Consider the following 15,048-nt stretch of genomic DNA (forward strand, 5'->3'; position numbering starts at 1 on the left):
TACACATGAAGAGCCTTTTTGCGCGGGAAAAAATATCCGCATTTTACGAAGGGATGGAGGACCTGAAAAATGAGTATTTTTAATTTCCTGACATTATTCGGGGGCCTGGCGCTGTTCCTGTATGGAATGGAACTGATGGGTGCCGGCCTGGAACGCGCGTCAGGAGGAAAACTGGAAAAGATACTGGAAAATCTGACTTCGAATATTTTTAAAGCGGTACTGCTCGGAATGGGAGTCACGGCAGTGATACAAAGTTCATCTGCCACAACGGTCATGGTGGTCGGTTTTGTAAACAGTGGAATCATGCCGTTGTCCAGAGCAGTCGGCATCATTATGGGGGCTAATATAGGAACGACTGTAACTGCCTGGATACTGTCGCTGGCAGGGATCGAAAGCAGCAACATGTTTATCCAGCTGCTTAATCCCAATTCGTTTTCCCCGATTCTGGCAGTAATTGGTATCTGCCTGATTATGTTTTCCAAGAATGAAAAACATAAAGACATTGGAAATATTCTGATCGGCTTTACGATTCTGATGTTCGGCATGGACACTATGTCCGGCGCGGTGGAGCCCCTGGCAGATGTGCCTGCATTTACCAATATTTTGATCATGTTCTCCAATCCGGTGTTAGGTGTGCTGGCCGGCGCTGCTTTAACGGCAATCATTCAAAGTTCCAGCGCGTCCGTGGGTATTCTGCAGGCTCTGTGCATGACGGGATCTGTGAAATACGGTACTGCTCTGCCGATTATTATGGGACAGAATATCGGCACCTGTATTACGGCGATCCTGTCTTCGATCGGAGCAAACCGGAACGCCAAAAGAGCGGCCTGCATCCATCTGCTGTTTAATCTGATCGGAACGGTGCTTTTCCTGTCCGTATTTTATACGGTTAATCTTTTCGTGGATTTTGCATTTCTGGATCAAAGCGCAACTCCGGCCGGAATTGCAGTTATTCATACGACATTTAATGTGACGGTGACGCTGATACTGCTGCCGTTTAATAAAGTACTTGAGAAACTGGCGTATGTGATTATCCGGGTAACGGACGAAGAAAAGAATGAGACTCCGAAGCGGCTGGATATTCTGGACGAGCGTTTCCTGGAAATGCCGAATTACGCGCTGGAGCAGAGCAAGGTGGCATCCGTCACCATGTTCCGTGAAGCCAAAGAGTCTCTGGAGATGGCGGCGTCTCTGGTGGCGGAATACAGCCAGGAGGTGATGAACAAGGTCAGAAAGAGCGAGGATACGGTAGACGGCTATGAAGATCAGATCTGCAAATATCTTCTGACCATTTCCCGTAAGAACCTGGATGAAAGGGAAAGCCAGACTTTGTCGGTACTTCTTTATTCTGCAACAGATATTGAGACGATCAGCGATATGGCGTGCAATATCGCTCTGGCATGTAAAAATCTGGCGGCCAAAGACAGCGAATTTTCGAATAAGGCGAAGAAAGAACTGCAGGTGGAGCAGGACGCTGTGGACAATATGATCGAAGCGACGATCAATATGTTTGAAGAACGCAGGGCGCAGGATGTATATGCGTATTACCGCGTGGTGAGCGAACTGGCCGCGGAGATGCAGGAACGCCATGTAGAACGTCTGAGACATAACGAGTGTACGGTGGATATGGGGATTGTCCTGACAGATATTATCAGCAGCTATGAAAGAATTGCCGACAAATGTATCAAGATCGCGGGATACCTGTCTCAGATGGGGAGCAAAGAACTGGAGATCCATGACCATGAGCATTTGCAGGAAAGATCCGATTATCAGGAACTTTACCGCTCTTTAAGAGAAAGATATGCTCTTCCGTGACAATTTGCCGGAAATGATAAAAAATCGCTGGACGAAATGTGTGATTTATGAGAGAATAAAAACATATAAGGCCTCCCCAAAGGTCTGATATGATATTTTGAAAGGAGTTTCAAACAAATGATTTATTCACGTGAAGTAGAAGAAATGTGTCCGGTAGCTCAGGGCGTTCACCATGGCGCTGCTCCGATTCCGGAAGAAGCAAAGTGGGTACAGGCGAAAGAAGTGAAGGATATCTCCGGTTTCACTCATGGAATCGGCTGGTGTGCTCCGCAGCAGGGCGCATGTAAGCTCTCTCTGAACGTAAAAGAGGGTATTATTCAGGAGGCATTGGTTGAGACCATCGGATGCTCCGGCATGACACATTCCGCAGCTATGGCATCTGAGATTCTTCCGGGACTTACTGTGATGGAAGCTCTGAACACGGACCTTGTCTGTGACGCGATTAATACTGCTATGAGAGAACTGTTTTTACAGATCGTTTATGGTCGTTCCCAGTCTGCGTTCTCTGAAGACGGACTTGCCGTAGGCGCAGGTCTTGAGGACCTTGGTAAAGGACTCCGCTCCCAGGTAGGTACCATGTATGGTACTCTGGCAAAAGGCCCCCGTTATCTGGAGATGGCAGAAGGTTATGTGACCGGTATCGCGCTGGATGCTGACGATCAGATCATCGGATATCAGTTCGTATCTCTTGGAAAAATGACCGATTTCATCAAAAATGGTGATGATCCGAATACTGCATGGGAAAAAGCAAAGGGTCAGTACGGCCGTGTGGCAGATGCAGTCAAGATCATTGATCCGCGTAAAGAGTAATTATCCAGGAGGTAGATAAAAATGGCATTATTTGAATCATATGAAAGACGTATTGATAAAATCAACGCTGTTCTGAACAGTTACGGCATCTCTTCCATCGAAGAGGCAGAGAAGATTACCAAAGACGCAGGTCTGGACGTATATGCACAGATTAAAGGCATCCAGCCGATCTGCTTTGAAAATGCATGCTGGGCTTACACTGTAGGTGCGGCTATTGCGATCAAGAAAGGCTGCAGAAAAGCGGCAGATGCGGCTGCAGCGATCGGTGAGGGACTTCAGGCATTCTGTATCCCGGGCTCCGTTGCAGATACCCGTAAAGTAGGTCTGGGACACGGCAACCTGGGCAAGATGCTTCTGGAAGAAGAGACCGAGTGCTTCGCATTCCTGGCAGGACATGAATCCTTCGCGGCAGCAGAAGGCGCAATCGGTATCGCTGAGAAAGCAAACAAAGTCCGTCAGAAACCGCTCCGCGTATTCCTGAACGGTCTTGGAAAGGACGCTGCCCAGATCATCTCCCGTATCAATGGTTTCACTTATGTAGAGACCGAGTATGATCCGTATACCAACGAAGTAAAAGAGGTATTCCGCAAATCCTACTCTGAGGGACTCCGTGCGAAAGTAAACTGCTACGGTGCAAACAGCGTTCCGGAAGGCGTAGCGATCATGTGGAAAGAGAACGTAGATGTTTCCATCACCGGAAACTCCACGAACCCGACCCGTTTCCAGCATCCGGTAGCAGGTACATATAAGAAGGAGAGACTGGAAGCAGGCAAGAAGTACTTCTCCGTTGCATCCGGCGGCGGCACCGGACGTACGCTGCATCCGGACAACATGGCTGCAGGACCGGCTTCCTATGGTATGACCGATACCCTTGGCCGTATGCACTCCGACGCTCAGTTCGCAGGATCTTCCTCCGTACCGGCTCACGTAGAGATGATGGGTCTGATCGGCGCAGGAAACAACCCGATGGTTGGTATGACTGTGGCTGTGGCTGTTTCGATTGAAGAAGCGGCTAAGGCTGGAAAGTTCTAGGAGTGTCAATTTGTTTATAAGCTGATAGCTCAGGAAGCGTCGCAGCGAAAGGCTGCGGCGCTTCCTTTATGCTGAAATGCAGTTATTCATGGAGGGCAAATTAATAAATGTAAAATAATAGTTGCCGTGAACACCCGTATTCCGTTATACTGTTTGGCAGGATTGCATACCGACGCATAGCTGCTGCGGTGAAAATAAAGGTAAGAAGGTGTTATATACGGCAAGTTTAATCTTTTATTACGGCGCCATGGGCAGTTCCAAGTCCGCGAATGCGCTGATGGCAAATTTTAATCATCATGAGGTGGGAAAGATACCCCTTTTGTGCAAACCGCGGACAGATACCAGGGACGGAGAACGGATCATAACTTCCAGAATTGGTTTGTCCGCTCCTTGTGTGTATTTGGAAGAAGTAGTGGAATACCCGGAGGAAAGACTGCGCCAGTACGACTGCATTATAGTGGACGAAGCTCAGTTTGCGACAGAGGAGCAGATTGATTTTTTGGCCGATGTGGTGGATTTTTGGAATATCACGGTGATTTGTTACGGACTTCGTGCGGATTTCCAGAATCATTTGTTTCCGGGGAGTGCAAGGCTGCTTGCGGTCGCTGACAAGATTCAGGAGATCAAAACTGCCTGCTGGTGCGGAAAAAAGGCAACCTGCAATGCAAGATACAATGAAAATGGAATTGTGCGGAATGGAGAACAGGTGATGCTGGGCGGGAATGACAGTTATATCGCGTTGTGCAGAAAACATTTCAAGCTGGGGATGCTGTATGATCCAGAGAAATCATAGACGCAGACGGCTGCATATAGCCGGTTGTCAGTATGAAAGATCCATGATACACTGAACCAGTCTTTTAAACCTGAAAAATATACAGAAGGAGTACGCAGAGCATGCCTGTATTTGATTTCAATAATGATACATCCGGAAGAGAGGAACCCGAATGTACTTACACCACATACCGGTCCAGTGAACCGGAAGCTTCCGCTGAAAAGCCGATCCTGCTTCTGGACAATCGGGATCAGGAATGGAAACACCATTCCTGCGGCACGTTTGTCAGTCCCAACAAGCGGACCGCTTTTGAGTTTCGGGAGGGAGACGAGACGCTCAGCGCCGATATTCTGCAGATCGACGCCCGGTTTGTCAGCCTGATCCGATGGCTGGGAGAGCACCGGATTCCGGTGCGCCTGTCGGGAAAAAACCGGGAGGACGGTTATGCGGTCTACCGGATCCGGGAGACCGCTTTTGGCGGAGGCGCAAAGCTCTCGGCCGAGGATGGATTCCTTCAATTTATGATCGAACGGCTCCTTGCCGGCAGCGCGCCGTCTGAGGAACAGGAAGATGAAGACCAGGAAGAGACCGGTGACGAAATGAAACTCACCAGCCTGCAGAGCATCACGGATTTCATGACCTGTGCAGGCAGGACGCTGCCGGACAATATTCGGCTCTGGGCTAGAAGAAATCTGGCGGTGGCGCGTTCCAATGAGGTTTCCCCGGAAGAGAGACGCCATGCGCAGCGCGCGCTGTCGATCATGATGAATATTCAGTGGAAGCATAATTATTTTGAGGCTATCGACCCGCAGGAGGCCAGACGGATCCTGGATGAAGAACTTTACGGGATGGAGCGGGTGAAACAGCGGATCATTGAAACGATCATTCAGATCAACCGCACGCATACGCTTCCTGCTTACGGTCTGCTGCTGGTGGGACCGGCCGGAACGGGAAAATCTCAGATTGCCTACGCGGTGGCGCGTATTCTGAAGCTGCCGTGGACGACGCTGGATATGAGCTCCATCAATGATCCGGAACAGCTGACAGGAAGCTCCCGTGTGTATGCCAATGCCAAACCGGGCATTATCATGGAAGCATTCTCCGCGGCCGGAGAATCGAATCTGGTTTTCATCATCAATGAGCTGGACAAGGCTTCCGCGGGGAAGGGCAGCGGAAATCCGGCGGACGTGCTGCTGACCCTGCTGGATAACCTGGGATTCACGGACAATTATATGGAATGTATGGTGCCTACCGTGGGTGTTTATCCTATCGCCACTGCCAATGATAAAGAGAAGATCAGCGCGCCGCTCATGTCCCGGTTCGCGGTGATCGATATTCCGGATTATACACCGGAGGAGAAGAAGGTGATCTTTTCCCGGTTCGCGCTTCCCAAAGTGCTGCGGCGCATGAGCCTTCGGGCGCATGAGTGTATCGTGACGCCGGAAGCGGTGGACGCGGTGATTGAAAAATATGCGGATACTACAGGCATCCGGGATCTGGAGCAGGCGGCGGAGCATATCGCGGCCAACGCGCTGTATCAGATCGAGGTCAACCATATCCCGGAAGCGGTTTTTGACGCGGAAAAAGTGAGGGAGCTTCTGGCGTAGATGTCCGGGGCCGGGAATCAGAGGGAGAAACAAAAGAAAAATGAGAGGCTATGAATGATGGACTACCGTAACATTGAAGAAAAGGTGACAACAGTCAGCACAGAAAACATTTATAAACTGAACGGCAGAGTGCCGCTGTCCAAAGCGATTCCGTTTGGAATGCAGCATGTGCTTGCCATGTTTGTGGCAAATCTGGCGCCGGTGCTGATCGTATGCAGCGCGGCGCTGGTGAGGGGAACCGGAGAGAATCTGACGTCTGCGGAAATTACACAGCTCCTTCAGTGCGCCATGTTTGCGGCAGGGATCGGAACCTGCATGCAGCTTTATCCGATCTGGAAGATCGGTTCCAGGCTGCCCATTGTCATGGGTGTGAGTTTTACGTTTCTGGGCAGTCTGCTGATCATCTGCACGAATCCGGAACTGGGATATGAAGGAATGATTGGAGCGGTGATCCTGGGCGGTATCTTTGAAGGGCTGGTAGGATTAAGCGCCAAATACTGGAAACGTTTTCTGACGCCGGTGGTTTCCGCCTGCGTGGTGATCGCGATCGGACTGTCCCTGCTGTCAGTGGGAATGGATTCCTGGGGAGGCGGCAGCGGTGTGGAAGATTTCGGCGCATGGTACCACCTGCTGATCGGCGCATTCACTCTGGTCGTCTGTCTGGTGTCCCGCTATCTGCTGAAAGGCGTTTACAAGAATCTGAATATTCTGGTGGGGCTGATCGCCGGTTATCTTGTGTCCGTCCTTTTCACGGTGACCGGAGTTGCGCAGATGGTGGATTTCTCCAATATCTCCAGAACGATCGAGGAAGTGGGGATTTTCAGTATTCCCAAACTGGTGTTTTTTACCAGCCACAAGCCGGTGTTTGATCTGGGTGCGTTTTTTACCATAGCGATTGTATTTCTGGTGTCGGCGGCAGAGACGACAGGAGCTACGACGGCGGTCTGTACCGGCGCTTTGGGCCGCGATATCAAGATAGAGGAACTGCAGGGATCTCTTGCCGTAGATGGCTTTTCCAGTGCGATTTCCGGCTGTTTCGGATGTCTGCCCCTGACTTCTTTCAGCCAGAACGTGGGACTGGTTACCATGACCAGAGTCGTCAACCGTTTTACGATCCTGATGGGAGCCCTGATCCTGATCCTGGCGTCGCTGTTTCCGCCTCTGGGCGCTTTCTTCAATTCCCTGCCTCAGTCGGTGCTGGGCGGTTGTACGGTCATGATGTTCGGCTCGATTATGTATGAGGGAATCAAGATGCTGAAAGAGTGCGAATTCGACGACCGCACCATGACGATCGTATCGCTGGCATTCTGTATCGGAGTGGGTCTGACCCAGACTTCCGGCAACTTCTTTTCTGCGTTTCCGCGGGAGGTGGGAGATATCTTTAACGGCAATGCGGTGGCGGGCGTGTTTGTAGTATCGCTGCTTCTCAGCCTTTTGCTGCCCAAAAAAGAACATTCTGAGAAATAACATGTTAAATAATTAACATTTTTTGAAAAATCGTGTTGATTTAATTGCTTAATTATGTATAATTAGGAGTGGAGAAGTCGGAAAGATGCGTAAATGCGGTTTTTCTGGCTATCAAATAATAAAGAAGAGAGGTATATGTAAGATGGCAGAGATCAATTTGAGTAAGTATGGCATCACTGGAACCACCGAGATCGTGCACAATCCTTCTTACGAACTGCTGTTTGAAGAAGAGACGAAACCGGGTCTGGAAGGTTATGAAAAGGGCCAGGTGAGTGAACTTGGAGCAGTAAACGTAATGACGGGTGAATATACAGGCCGTTCACCGAAAGATAAATTCATCGTGATGGACGAGAATTCCAAAGACACCGTATGGTGGACTTCCGATGAGTATAAGAACGACAACCATCCGGCTTCTGAAGAGACCTGGAAAGTGGTAAAAGATATCGCCCTGAAAGAGCTCTCCAACAAGAAGCTTTACGTGGTAGACGCATTCTGCGGCGCGAACAAAGATACCCGCATGGCAATCCGTTTCATCATGGAAGTGGCATGGCAGGCACACTTTGTTACCAACATGTTTATTCAGCCGACCGAGGAAGAGCTGAAGAACTTTGAGCCGGATTTCGTAGTTTACAATGCTTCCAAAGCAAAAGTTGAAAATTACAAAGAGCTGGGTCTGAATTCTGAGACCGCAGTTGTATTCAATATTACCAGCCGCGAGCAGGTAATCGTGAATACCTGGTACGGCGGAGAGATGAAGAAAGGTATGTTCTCCATGATGAACTACTATCTGCCGCTGAAGGGTATTGCTTCCATGCACTGCTCCGCAAATACCGATATGAACGGCGAGAACACCGCTATCTTCTTCGGACTTTCCGGAACCGGAAAGACCACCCTGTCCACCGACCCGAAACGTCTTCTGATCGGTGATGACGAGCACGGCTGGGATGACAACGGCGTCTTCAACTTCGAGGGCGGATGCTATGCAAAAGTTATCAATCTGGACAAAGAGTCCGAGCCGGACATCTATAATGCCATCAAGCGCAACGCTCTTCTGGAGAACGTTACCCTGGATGAGAACGGAAAGATCGATTTCGCTGACAAGAGCGTAACCGAGAATACCCGTGTATCTTATCCGATCGATCACATCGAGAAGATCGTACGTCCGGTATCCGCAGGCCCGGCAGCAAAAGAAGTAATTTTCCTGTCTGCAGATGCATTCGGCGTACTTCCGCCGGTATCTATCCTGACTCCGGAGCAGACGCAGTACTACTTCCTGTCCGGATTCACGGCAAAACTGGCTGGTACGGAGCGCGGTATTACTGAGCCGACCCCGACCTTCTCCGCTTGCTTCGGACAGGCGTTCCTGGAGCTGCATCCGACGAAATATGCGGAAGAGCTGGTGAAGAGAATGGAGCAGAGCGGCGCTAAGGCTTATCTGGTAAATACCGGATGGAACGGCACCGGAAAACGTATCTCCATCAAAGATACCCGTGGTATCATCGATGCAATCCTGAATGGCGACATTCTGAAAGCACCGACCAAGAAGATCCCGTACTTCAACATCGAGGTTCCGACGGAGCTTCCGGGTGTGGACACCGGTATCCTGGATCCGCGCGATACCTATGCAGACGTTTCCGAGTGGGAGACCAAAGCAAAAGACCTGGCTGGAAGATTCGTCAAGAACTTCAAGAAATATGAAAGCAACGAGGCTGGAAAAGCACTGGTTGCAGCAGGTCCGCAGATCTAATTTCATAGATAAGACGTATTTAACCGGGCGTGGCGCAGGCTGCGTCCGGTTTTGTATATGGAGCGGTTGACAAACCGATGCCGGTTGACTATACTGTATCCGAAACATGTAGTGACTGGTCAATACACAGAAAGGAGGACAATCATGAGAGAAAACAGATTACATTACAATGGTATAAACATTTACATTAACAGAGACCGGATTGTCCTCAGAACAGTTCAAAAATAATCTTACGAAGATGGTTGCATTTTATCATATGCTGCCCTTCATCTTTTGATCCGTTTATGAAAAGATCCGTGTCTCTGAAAAGAAAGGATCTTTTTATGAAAATAATAAACGGAGTCTATACATCTGCAAAAATATTCACAGATACAATCGAAGACTATGCATTGTCGCAGATTCAGATGCTCTGCGATAACGAAGCGTTCGCAGGCAGTACAGTTCGTGTTATGCCGGATGTTCATCCGGGCAAAGCAGGGACGATCGGATTTACTGCCACAGTAAGAAACCGGATTCTTCCGGAGGTGGTCGGTATAGATATTGGATGCGGCGTTACCCTTGCTTTGCTAAAGCAGAAAAAAACGGAGTTTCAGAAACTGGATGCCGTAATCAGGGAACGGATTCCGACAGGCTCGGCGGTTCGCAAAAAAATACATCGGTTCGCGGAAGAATTGCCTCTGGAACAACTTCGTTGTTTCAGGCAAATACAGAAGGAACGTGTTCAGGCAAGTCTGGGGACATTAGGAGGCGGCAATCACTTCATCGAATTAGATCGGGGAATGGAGGAGATCATGAATGCAGTCGCCGATACTATGGAGATTACGGAGATTTTAAAACCTGTCTATAATTATAAAGCGGGAAGATGATGAAGGGAGAAGGACAATGGCGAAATACAGAGAAATCCCCTGCAAATATTACATTGCGTTGGGACAATGCAAAAAAGGCAGAGATGCCTGTCATAAATCTTACTGTCAACACTGCGGAAGATATGAGGCGCGCGCGAAGGCGCGGTGCGTCAATAAAAAGAAAATGTGGAAACAGCGTGTTGCCGGTCAGGATGTTTGACAAGGAACCAGAATCCGTTGAAAGCGAAATGATATCATGGTAAACTAGACAAAGCAGTAAGACATGCTGAATTATATATAAGAAAGGACATTGCCAGCTATGAGATTTTTCCATCTCTCGGATCTTCACATTGGCCTGAAACTCATGAACCGGGATCTTAGAGAAGACCAGGAATATATTTTCCGGCAGATTATCCGCCTGGCGGAGGAAAAGAATCCGGATGCGGTCGTGATTGCAGGGGATATCTATGATAAAGCAGTGCCGTCGGCAGAGGCGGTAGAGGTCTTCGACCGTTTTATCGATGGGCTGACGGCGGCATTGCCGGGCGCATCCGTGATGCTGATCAGCGGCAATCATGACAGCGGGCCCCGGCTGAACTGTTTCCGTAATGTGCTTTCCCGGCAGAATGTACATATGATCGGCATGCCCCCTCAGGCAGAGGATGAATATATAGAGAAGATTGTGCTGCAGGATAGGTATGGAGAAGTGAATTTCTATCTTCTTCCTTTTGTGAGGCCTTCTATGGTAAAGCAGATCGTGGGAACAGACGGGAACGGAAATAATCTTTCCTACAATGAGACCGTCCACCGGTTGATTCAGAGGGAGGAGATCGATGTTTTCCAGAGAAACGTGCTGGTAAGCCATCAGTTCTATCTTCCTGTGGGAGAAAAAGCGGAAGATGTGGAACGGATGGATTCGGAGATCCGCACGGTAGGGAATATCGACGAGGTTTCAGCTGATATTCTGGACTGGTTTGACTATGCGGCATTGGGGCATATTCATAAACCCATGAAAGTGAGAGGGGATTACCGCCGTTACTGCGGTACGCCGCTGGCATGTTCGGTCAGTGAGGCGGGGCAGGAAAAAGGGGTGATCCTGGTGGAACTGGGAGAGAAAGGAACTGTGAAGACGGAAGTGCTTCCTCTCCGGCCTCTTCGTCAGGTGCGTGTAATCCGCGGGAGCCTGGAAGAGGTGTTGGGACAGGCCTGCGGCGATTATGTAACGGTGATTTTAACAGACCGGACGGAAATTTCTGCCCCGGATATGCAGGACCGCCTGAGGAACGCGTTCCCCTGTCTTCTGGAGATCCGGCGGGAAGGATCGCGAAAAGCGGATTACCGTGGGGAAATCCTGCCGGAAACGGCGCAGAATCCGTATGAGCTGTGCTGTGCCTTCCTGCGGAGCGTGGATGCCTGGAGGGATGTGGATGAAGAAGGGAAGGAGCTTCTTCGTCAGGTGATCAATGCCGTACAGGAGGTGCCGGAAGGATGAGACCGCTGAAATTGATTATGCAGGCGTTTGGATCCTATGGGAAACAGACGGCCATTGATTTTGAACGGGCGAATCAGAACCTGTTTCTGATCACCGGAGATACGGGGGCCGGAAAGACGACGATTTTTGACGCCATGGTGTTTGCTCTTTACGGAGAGGCGAGCTCGGGTACCAATAAAAAGAGCGGGGCAGAACTCCAGAGCCAGTTTGTGGAACCTGGAGTGCAGCCGTTTGTGGAGCTGGTTTTTTCTGAAGGAAACGGGGAAAGCAGGGAGATATACACCGTCCGGCGCGTACCGCGGCACATGAGGCCTTTGAAACGGGGAAGCGGTATGAAAGAAGAGAGCGGGTCGGTCACACTGTTTATGCCGGACGGTTCGGAATATTCTCAGAAAGAGACGGACAAAAAGCTGGAGGAGATCATCGGTCTTACCAAGAATCAGTTCATGCAGGTGGCAATGATTGCCCAGGGGGAATTTATGGAACTTTTGAGGGCCAGATCCGATGATAAAAAGGTGATCTTCCGGAAACTGTTCCATACAGAGCTGTATGAAAAGATCGTGGCAGAACTGGGAAACCGCAGGAAAGAGAAACAGCAGGAGATCGGGAAGATTCGTACGGTATGCCAGACAGAAGTGTCTCATGTGGTGGTGCCGGAAGAGTATCCGGAATCAGAAGGATTGCTGGAATTACGGGATAAAATCTTGAACGCAAGCCAGCTTTCCGTGACGGATATGGAAGTTTTTCTGGAAAAAATGTCAGGACTATGCGGGGAACTGGAGGAGCAGAGCCGGCGTGCAGACGAGGAATATGAACGGACACACCGCTTCTATCTGGAAAAGAGAGATCGATATACCAGTGCGGAGCAGCTTCTGGAACGTTTTCAGGAATTGGATCAGGCAGAAAAAGAACTGGCCCTGTGCAGGTCGCAGGAGGAGCAGGTCCGTAAAGCCGGAGAATGGATCCGGAAGATCCGGGCGGCGTATGAGATCCTTCCGGCCTGGGAGCGGTATATGGACGCCGTGCGTATGGAAAATGACACCAGACGCAGACTTGCATCAGGGCAGGAGGCGCTGCCGCAGCTGGAGAAAAAAGCAAAAGAGGCTTTAGAAGCGTCCGAAAAAGCGGATGTACAGTGGAATCTGGCCAGCCAGGATTATACGAAGGTGTCGGAACGGGCGAACCGCGCGCTGGAGATCCTGAAAAAGATCCGGGAAGCGAAGGCAAATTACGACAGCTGTAAAGCTGCATACGAGGCTGCGGAAGAGACGGCGTCTGCGGCACGTCAGAGAAGGAAAGACGCCGAGGAACAGGAGAGAGACTGGAGAAGCCGGGCAGAACAGCTGGGAGAGGCCCAGATACAATTTGAACGGTGGCAGGGAAAGTCCCGGACAGCAGACGAATTAAGCGCGGAGCTTTCTTCGGCGGAACTGCTCTGGAAAGAAGCAGACACACAGAAAAAGATTGTAGAAAAGGCAAGGGAGGAGTACGCCGGCGCCAGCGAAGCCTATGAACGGAAAGATAAAGAATATAAAGATATAAGAAGAATTTTCCTTAATACGCAGGCGGGATTCATAGCCAGAGAGCAGCTGAAGCCGGGGATGCCCTGCCCGGTCTGCGGTTCGCTGGATCATCCAAATCCCTGTGAGCTGAAAGAAGAACACCGGGAACTGAGCCGCGAAACCCTGGATATGCTGGGAAAGGAAACAGAACAGCTCAGAAACGCACAGGAAGATGCGGCTGCGAAGGCGCAGGCTGCATCCGCGCTGCTTGAGGAGAAAGAAAAAAGCCGCGATGAAGGAATGAACAGTCTGCGCAGGAAACTATCCGCATATTTGCCGGAATTTCTCCAAAACTCCACGCTGAAACAGGCGGCTGAGGGTCTGAACGCATGGAAAACGACACTTCGGGAAGAAGGCGCGCGCTGTAAGGAAAATCTGCGGCAGCTGAGAGAGCTTCAGGAAAAACTGCAGGGTATAGAGGCAGATAAAATAAGATTGAAAGCCGGCGAAGAGCAGGCAGAAAAAGAAGCGGTAGAAAAGAAAACCGCTTCTGCGGCCGCGGAAGCGGAATGGAAAAGCCTGGGAGGGTCCCGGGACTATGAGACAGAGGAAGAGGCAAATCTTGCCCTGAAAAAAGCCCGGGACAGAAAAGATCAGGCAGAGCATGCATTGCAGGAGGCAAAGGCAGGAGCCCAGGAGGCAAGAAATGCGGAAGAACATGCGAAAACCTTGATCCTGCAATGGGAAAGAGACCTCCCGGATCAGGAAAAGGAATGTGAGCTGCGAAAACATGCTTATGAAAAGCTGATGGAAGAGAAACAGCTTCCAGAGTCAGAATGGAAAGTGCTTACGGAGCATTACACGGGATCAGATGCAGATCATTTACAGAAGAAGATCGAGGAGCACAACCGGAAAAAAGCTGCGGCAGCCGGAAAAAGGGATGCGGCTTTCGCGGCGGTGAAAGGAAAAGAGAGGCCTGTACTGGAAGAGCTGAGAATGGTCCGGGATGAAGCGGAACAGAAGATGAGGGCTGCCAGGGAAAAACAGGAGCAGACGGGAGCCGACAGACGGACCGATCAGAATATATACGATACTCTTCATCCGGTGATGGAGGACCGTAAGAAACGGATGCTGGAATATAAACGGCTGGATGACCTCTACAATCTGCTGGCAGGGAATGTCTCCGGCTCGCGCATGGATATCGAGACATATGTCCAGCGTTATTATCTGGAACGGATCCTGCATGCCGCTAACCGGCGCTTTCAGGAAATGTCCGCAGGACAGTTTGAACTGCGCATGTGCGATCTTGACCGGGCGGGAACCGGAAAGAACCGGGGGCTGGATCTGATGGTTTATTCTGCGGTGACCGGGAAAGAACGGGAAGTACGGACGTTGTCCGGCGGGGAATCTTTTATGGCGGCGTTGTCTCTGGCGCTGGGGATGGCGGATCAGATCCAGGAGAGCGCCGCATCGGTACATCTGGATGTAATGTTTATTGACGAAGGATTCGGCTCCCTGGATGATCATTCCAGGGATAAAGCCGTCCGGGTACTGCAGGATATGGCGGATGGGTCCAAACTGATCGGAATCATTTCTCATGTGACAGAGTTAAAACAGGAGATTGAGGATCAGCTGATCGTAAGCAAAGACGAGAACGGAAGCCATGTACGGTGGCAGATCAGCTGACAAACAGGAAGAAAACAGGAGAGATCAGATATGTGGTTATTATTGTTTGTGATTTTACTTTTGGTGATTTTTGGGAAACTGCTGTCCTTTGCTCTGAAGGCGGCATGGAGCATCACAAAAATTTTATTCTCTGTGGTGATTTTTCCATTGGTGTTGATTATGCTGGTGGTGGCAGGTTTGATGTATGTGGCATTGCCGGTATTGGTGATCGCCGGAATCGTGGTTTTCCTGATGGGAAGACGCTGAGGGGAAGGACTGCCGGATAAAAGCCCG

The 15,048-nt window shown here is 50.2% G+C and carries 11 protein-coding genes; all 11 read left to right on the plus strand.

The genetic code is table 11. From position 1 onward, the window contains the following. Positions 1-69: 69 nt before the first annotated feature. The 11 genes from B5F29_RS13590 to B5F29_RS13645 all read left to right on the plus strand — a co-directional run bounded on the left by B5F29_RS13590 (position 70) and on the right by B5F29_RS13645 (position 15,021). The gene (locus B5F29_RS13590) at positions 70-1,815 is read left to right on the plus strand and encodes a Na/Pi cotransporter family protein (protein WP_087155163.1); all 1,746 of its coding nucleotides are present in this window, start codon (positions 70-72) and stop codon (positions 1,813-1,815) included. A gap of 117 nt (positions 1,816-1,932) precedes the next feature. Next, positions 1,933-2,625 (plus strand): iron-sulfur cluster assembly scaffold protein, encoded by a 693-nt coding sequence (locus B5F29_RS13595; RefSeq protein WP_087155164.1) that lies wholly within the window; start codon positions 1,933-1,935, stop codon positions 2,623-2,625. 21 nt (positions 2,626-2,646) lie between these two features. Continuing rightward, positions 2,647-3,657 carry a GGGtGRT protein gene (locus B5F29_RS13600; protein WP_087155165.1) on the plus strand — a complete coding sequence of 337 codons (1,011 nt, stop codon included), beginning with the start codon at positions 2,647-2,649 and terminating at the stop codon, positions 3,655-3,657. Between the two features lie 247 nt (positions 3,658-3,904). Then, entirely contained in the window at positions 3,905-4,450 is a 546-nt protein-coding gene (locus B5F29_RS13605; protein WP_087155196.1) for a thymidine kinase, read from the plus strand. 101 nt (positions 4,451-4,551) lie between these two features. Then, a complete protein-coding gene (locus B5F29_RS13610; RefSeq protein WP_087155166.1) occupies positions 4,552-6,036 on the plus strand; it encodes an AAA family ATPase in 1,485 nt (494 codons plus the stop codon). Between the two features lie 57 nt (positions 6,037-6,093). Further along, positions 6,094-7,503 (plus strand): uracil-xanthine permease family protein, encoded by a 1,410-nt coding sequence (locus B5F29_RS13615; protein ID WP_087155197.1) that lies wholly within the window; start codon positions 6,094-6,096, stop codon positions 7,501-7,503. Between the two features lie 142 nt (positions 7,504-7,645). Next, positions 7,646-9,250 (plus strand): phosphoenolpyruvate carboxykinase (ATP), encoded by a 1,605-nt coding sequence (gene pckA, locus B5F29_RS13620; protein WP_087155167.1) that lies wholly within the window; start codon positions 7,646-7,648, stop codon positions 9,248-9,250. 323 nt (positions 9,251-9,573) lie between these two features. After that, complete coding sequence (locus B5F29_RS13625; RefSeq protein WP_162608440.1) at positions 9,574-10,116, plus strand: RtcB family protein; 543 nt, start codon at positions 9,574-9,576, stop codon at positions 10,114-10,116. Between the two features lie 298 nt (positions 10,117-10,414). Continuing rightward, positions 10,415-11,587 carry an exonuclease SbcCD subunit D gene (locus B5F29_RS13635; protein ID WP_087155170.1) on the plus strand — a complete coding sequence of 391 codons (1,173 nt, stop codon included), beginning with the start codon at positions 10,415-10,417 and terminating at the stop codon, positions 11,585-11,587. Further along, positions 11,584-14,775: an AAA family ATPase gene (locus B5F29_RS13640; RefSeq protein WP_087155171.1), complete on the plus strand. Its 3,192-nt coding sequence runs from the start codon at positions 11,584-11,586 to the stop codon at positions 14,773-14,775. Before B5F29_RS13635 ends, B5F29_RS13640 begins: the two co-directional genes overlap by 4 nt. A gap of 30 nt (positions 14,776-14,805) precedes the next feature. Then, complete coding sequence (locus tag B5F29_RS13645; protein ID WP_087155172.1) at positions 14,806-15,021, plus strand: hypothetical protein; 216 nt, start codon at positions 14,806-14,808, stop codon at positions 15,019-15,021. Positions 15,022-15,048 lie beyond the last annotated feature (27 nt).

The organism is Lachnoclostridium sp. An196, assembly GCF_002160135.1.
In the GTDB taxonomy this organism is placed as follows: Bacteria; Bacillota; Clostridia; order Lachnospirales; family Lachnospiraceae; genus Hominiventricola; species Hominiventricola avistercoris.

Excerpts from the sequence above, each read along its gene's own strand:
- B5F29_RS13590 (WP_087155163.1), top strand. The coding sequence starts at position 70 with ATGAGTATTTTTAATTTCCTGACATTATTCGGGGGCCTGGCGCTGTTC.
- B5F29_RS13610 (WP_087155166.1), top strand. The coding sequence starts at position 4,552 with ATGCCTGTATTTGATTTCAATAATGATACATCCGGAAGAGAGGAACCC.
- B5F29_RS13600 (WP_087155165.1), top strand. The coding sequence starts at position 2,647 with ATGGCATTATTTGAATCATATGAAAGACGTATTGATAAAATCAACGCT.
- B5F29_RS13640 (WP_087155171.1), top strand. The coding sequence starts at position 11,584 with ATGAGACCGCTGAAATTGATTATGCAGGCGTTTGGATCCTATGGGAAA.
- B5F29_RS13625 (WP_162608440.1), top strand. The coding sequence starts at position 9,574 with ATGAAAATAATAAACGGAGTCTATACATCTGCAAAAATATTCACAGAT.
- B5F29_RS13595 (WP_087155164.1), top strand. The coding sequence starts at position 1,933 with ATGATTTATTCACGTGAAGTAGAAGAAATGTGTCCGGTAGCTCAGGGC.
- pckA (WP_087155167.1), top strand. The coding sequence starts at position 7,646 with ATGGCAGAGATCAATTTGAGTAAGTATGGCATCACTGGAACCACCGAG.
- B5F29_RS13605 (WP_087155196.1), top strand. The coding sequence starts at position 3,905 with ATGGGCAGTTCCAAGTCCGCGAATGCGCTGATGGCAAATTTTAATCAT.
- B5F29_RS13635 (WP_087155170.1), top strand. The coding sequence starts at position 10,415 with ATGAGATTTTTCCATCTCTCGGATCTTCACATTGGCCTGAAACTCATG.
- B5F29_RS13615 (WP_087155197.1), top strand. The coding sequence starts at position 6,094 with ATGGACTACCGTAACATTGAAGAAAAGGTGACAACAGTCAGCACAGAA.
- B5F29_RS13645 (WP_087155172.1), top strand. The coding sequence starts at position 14,806 with ATGTGGTTATTATTGTTTGTGATTTTACTTTTGGTGATTTTTGGGAAA.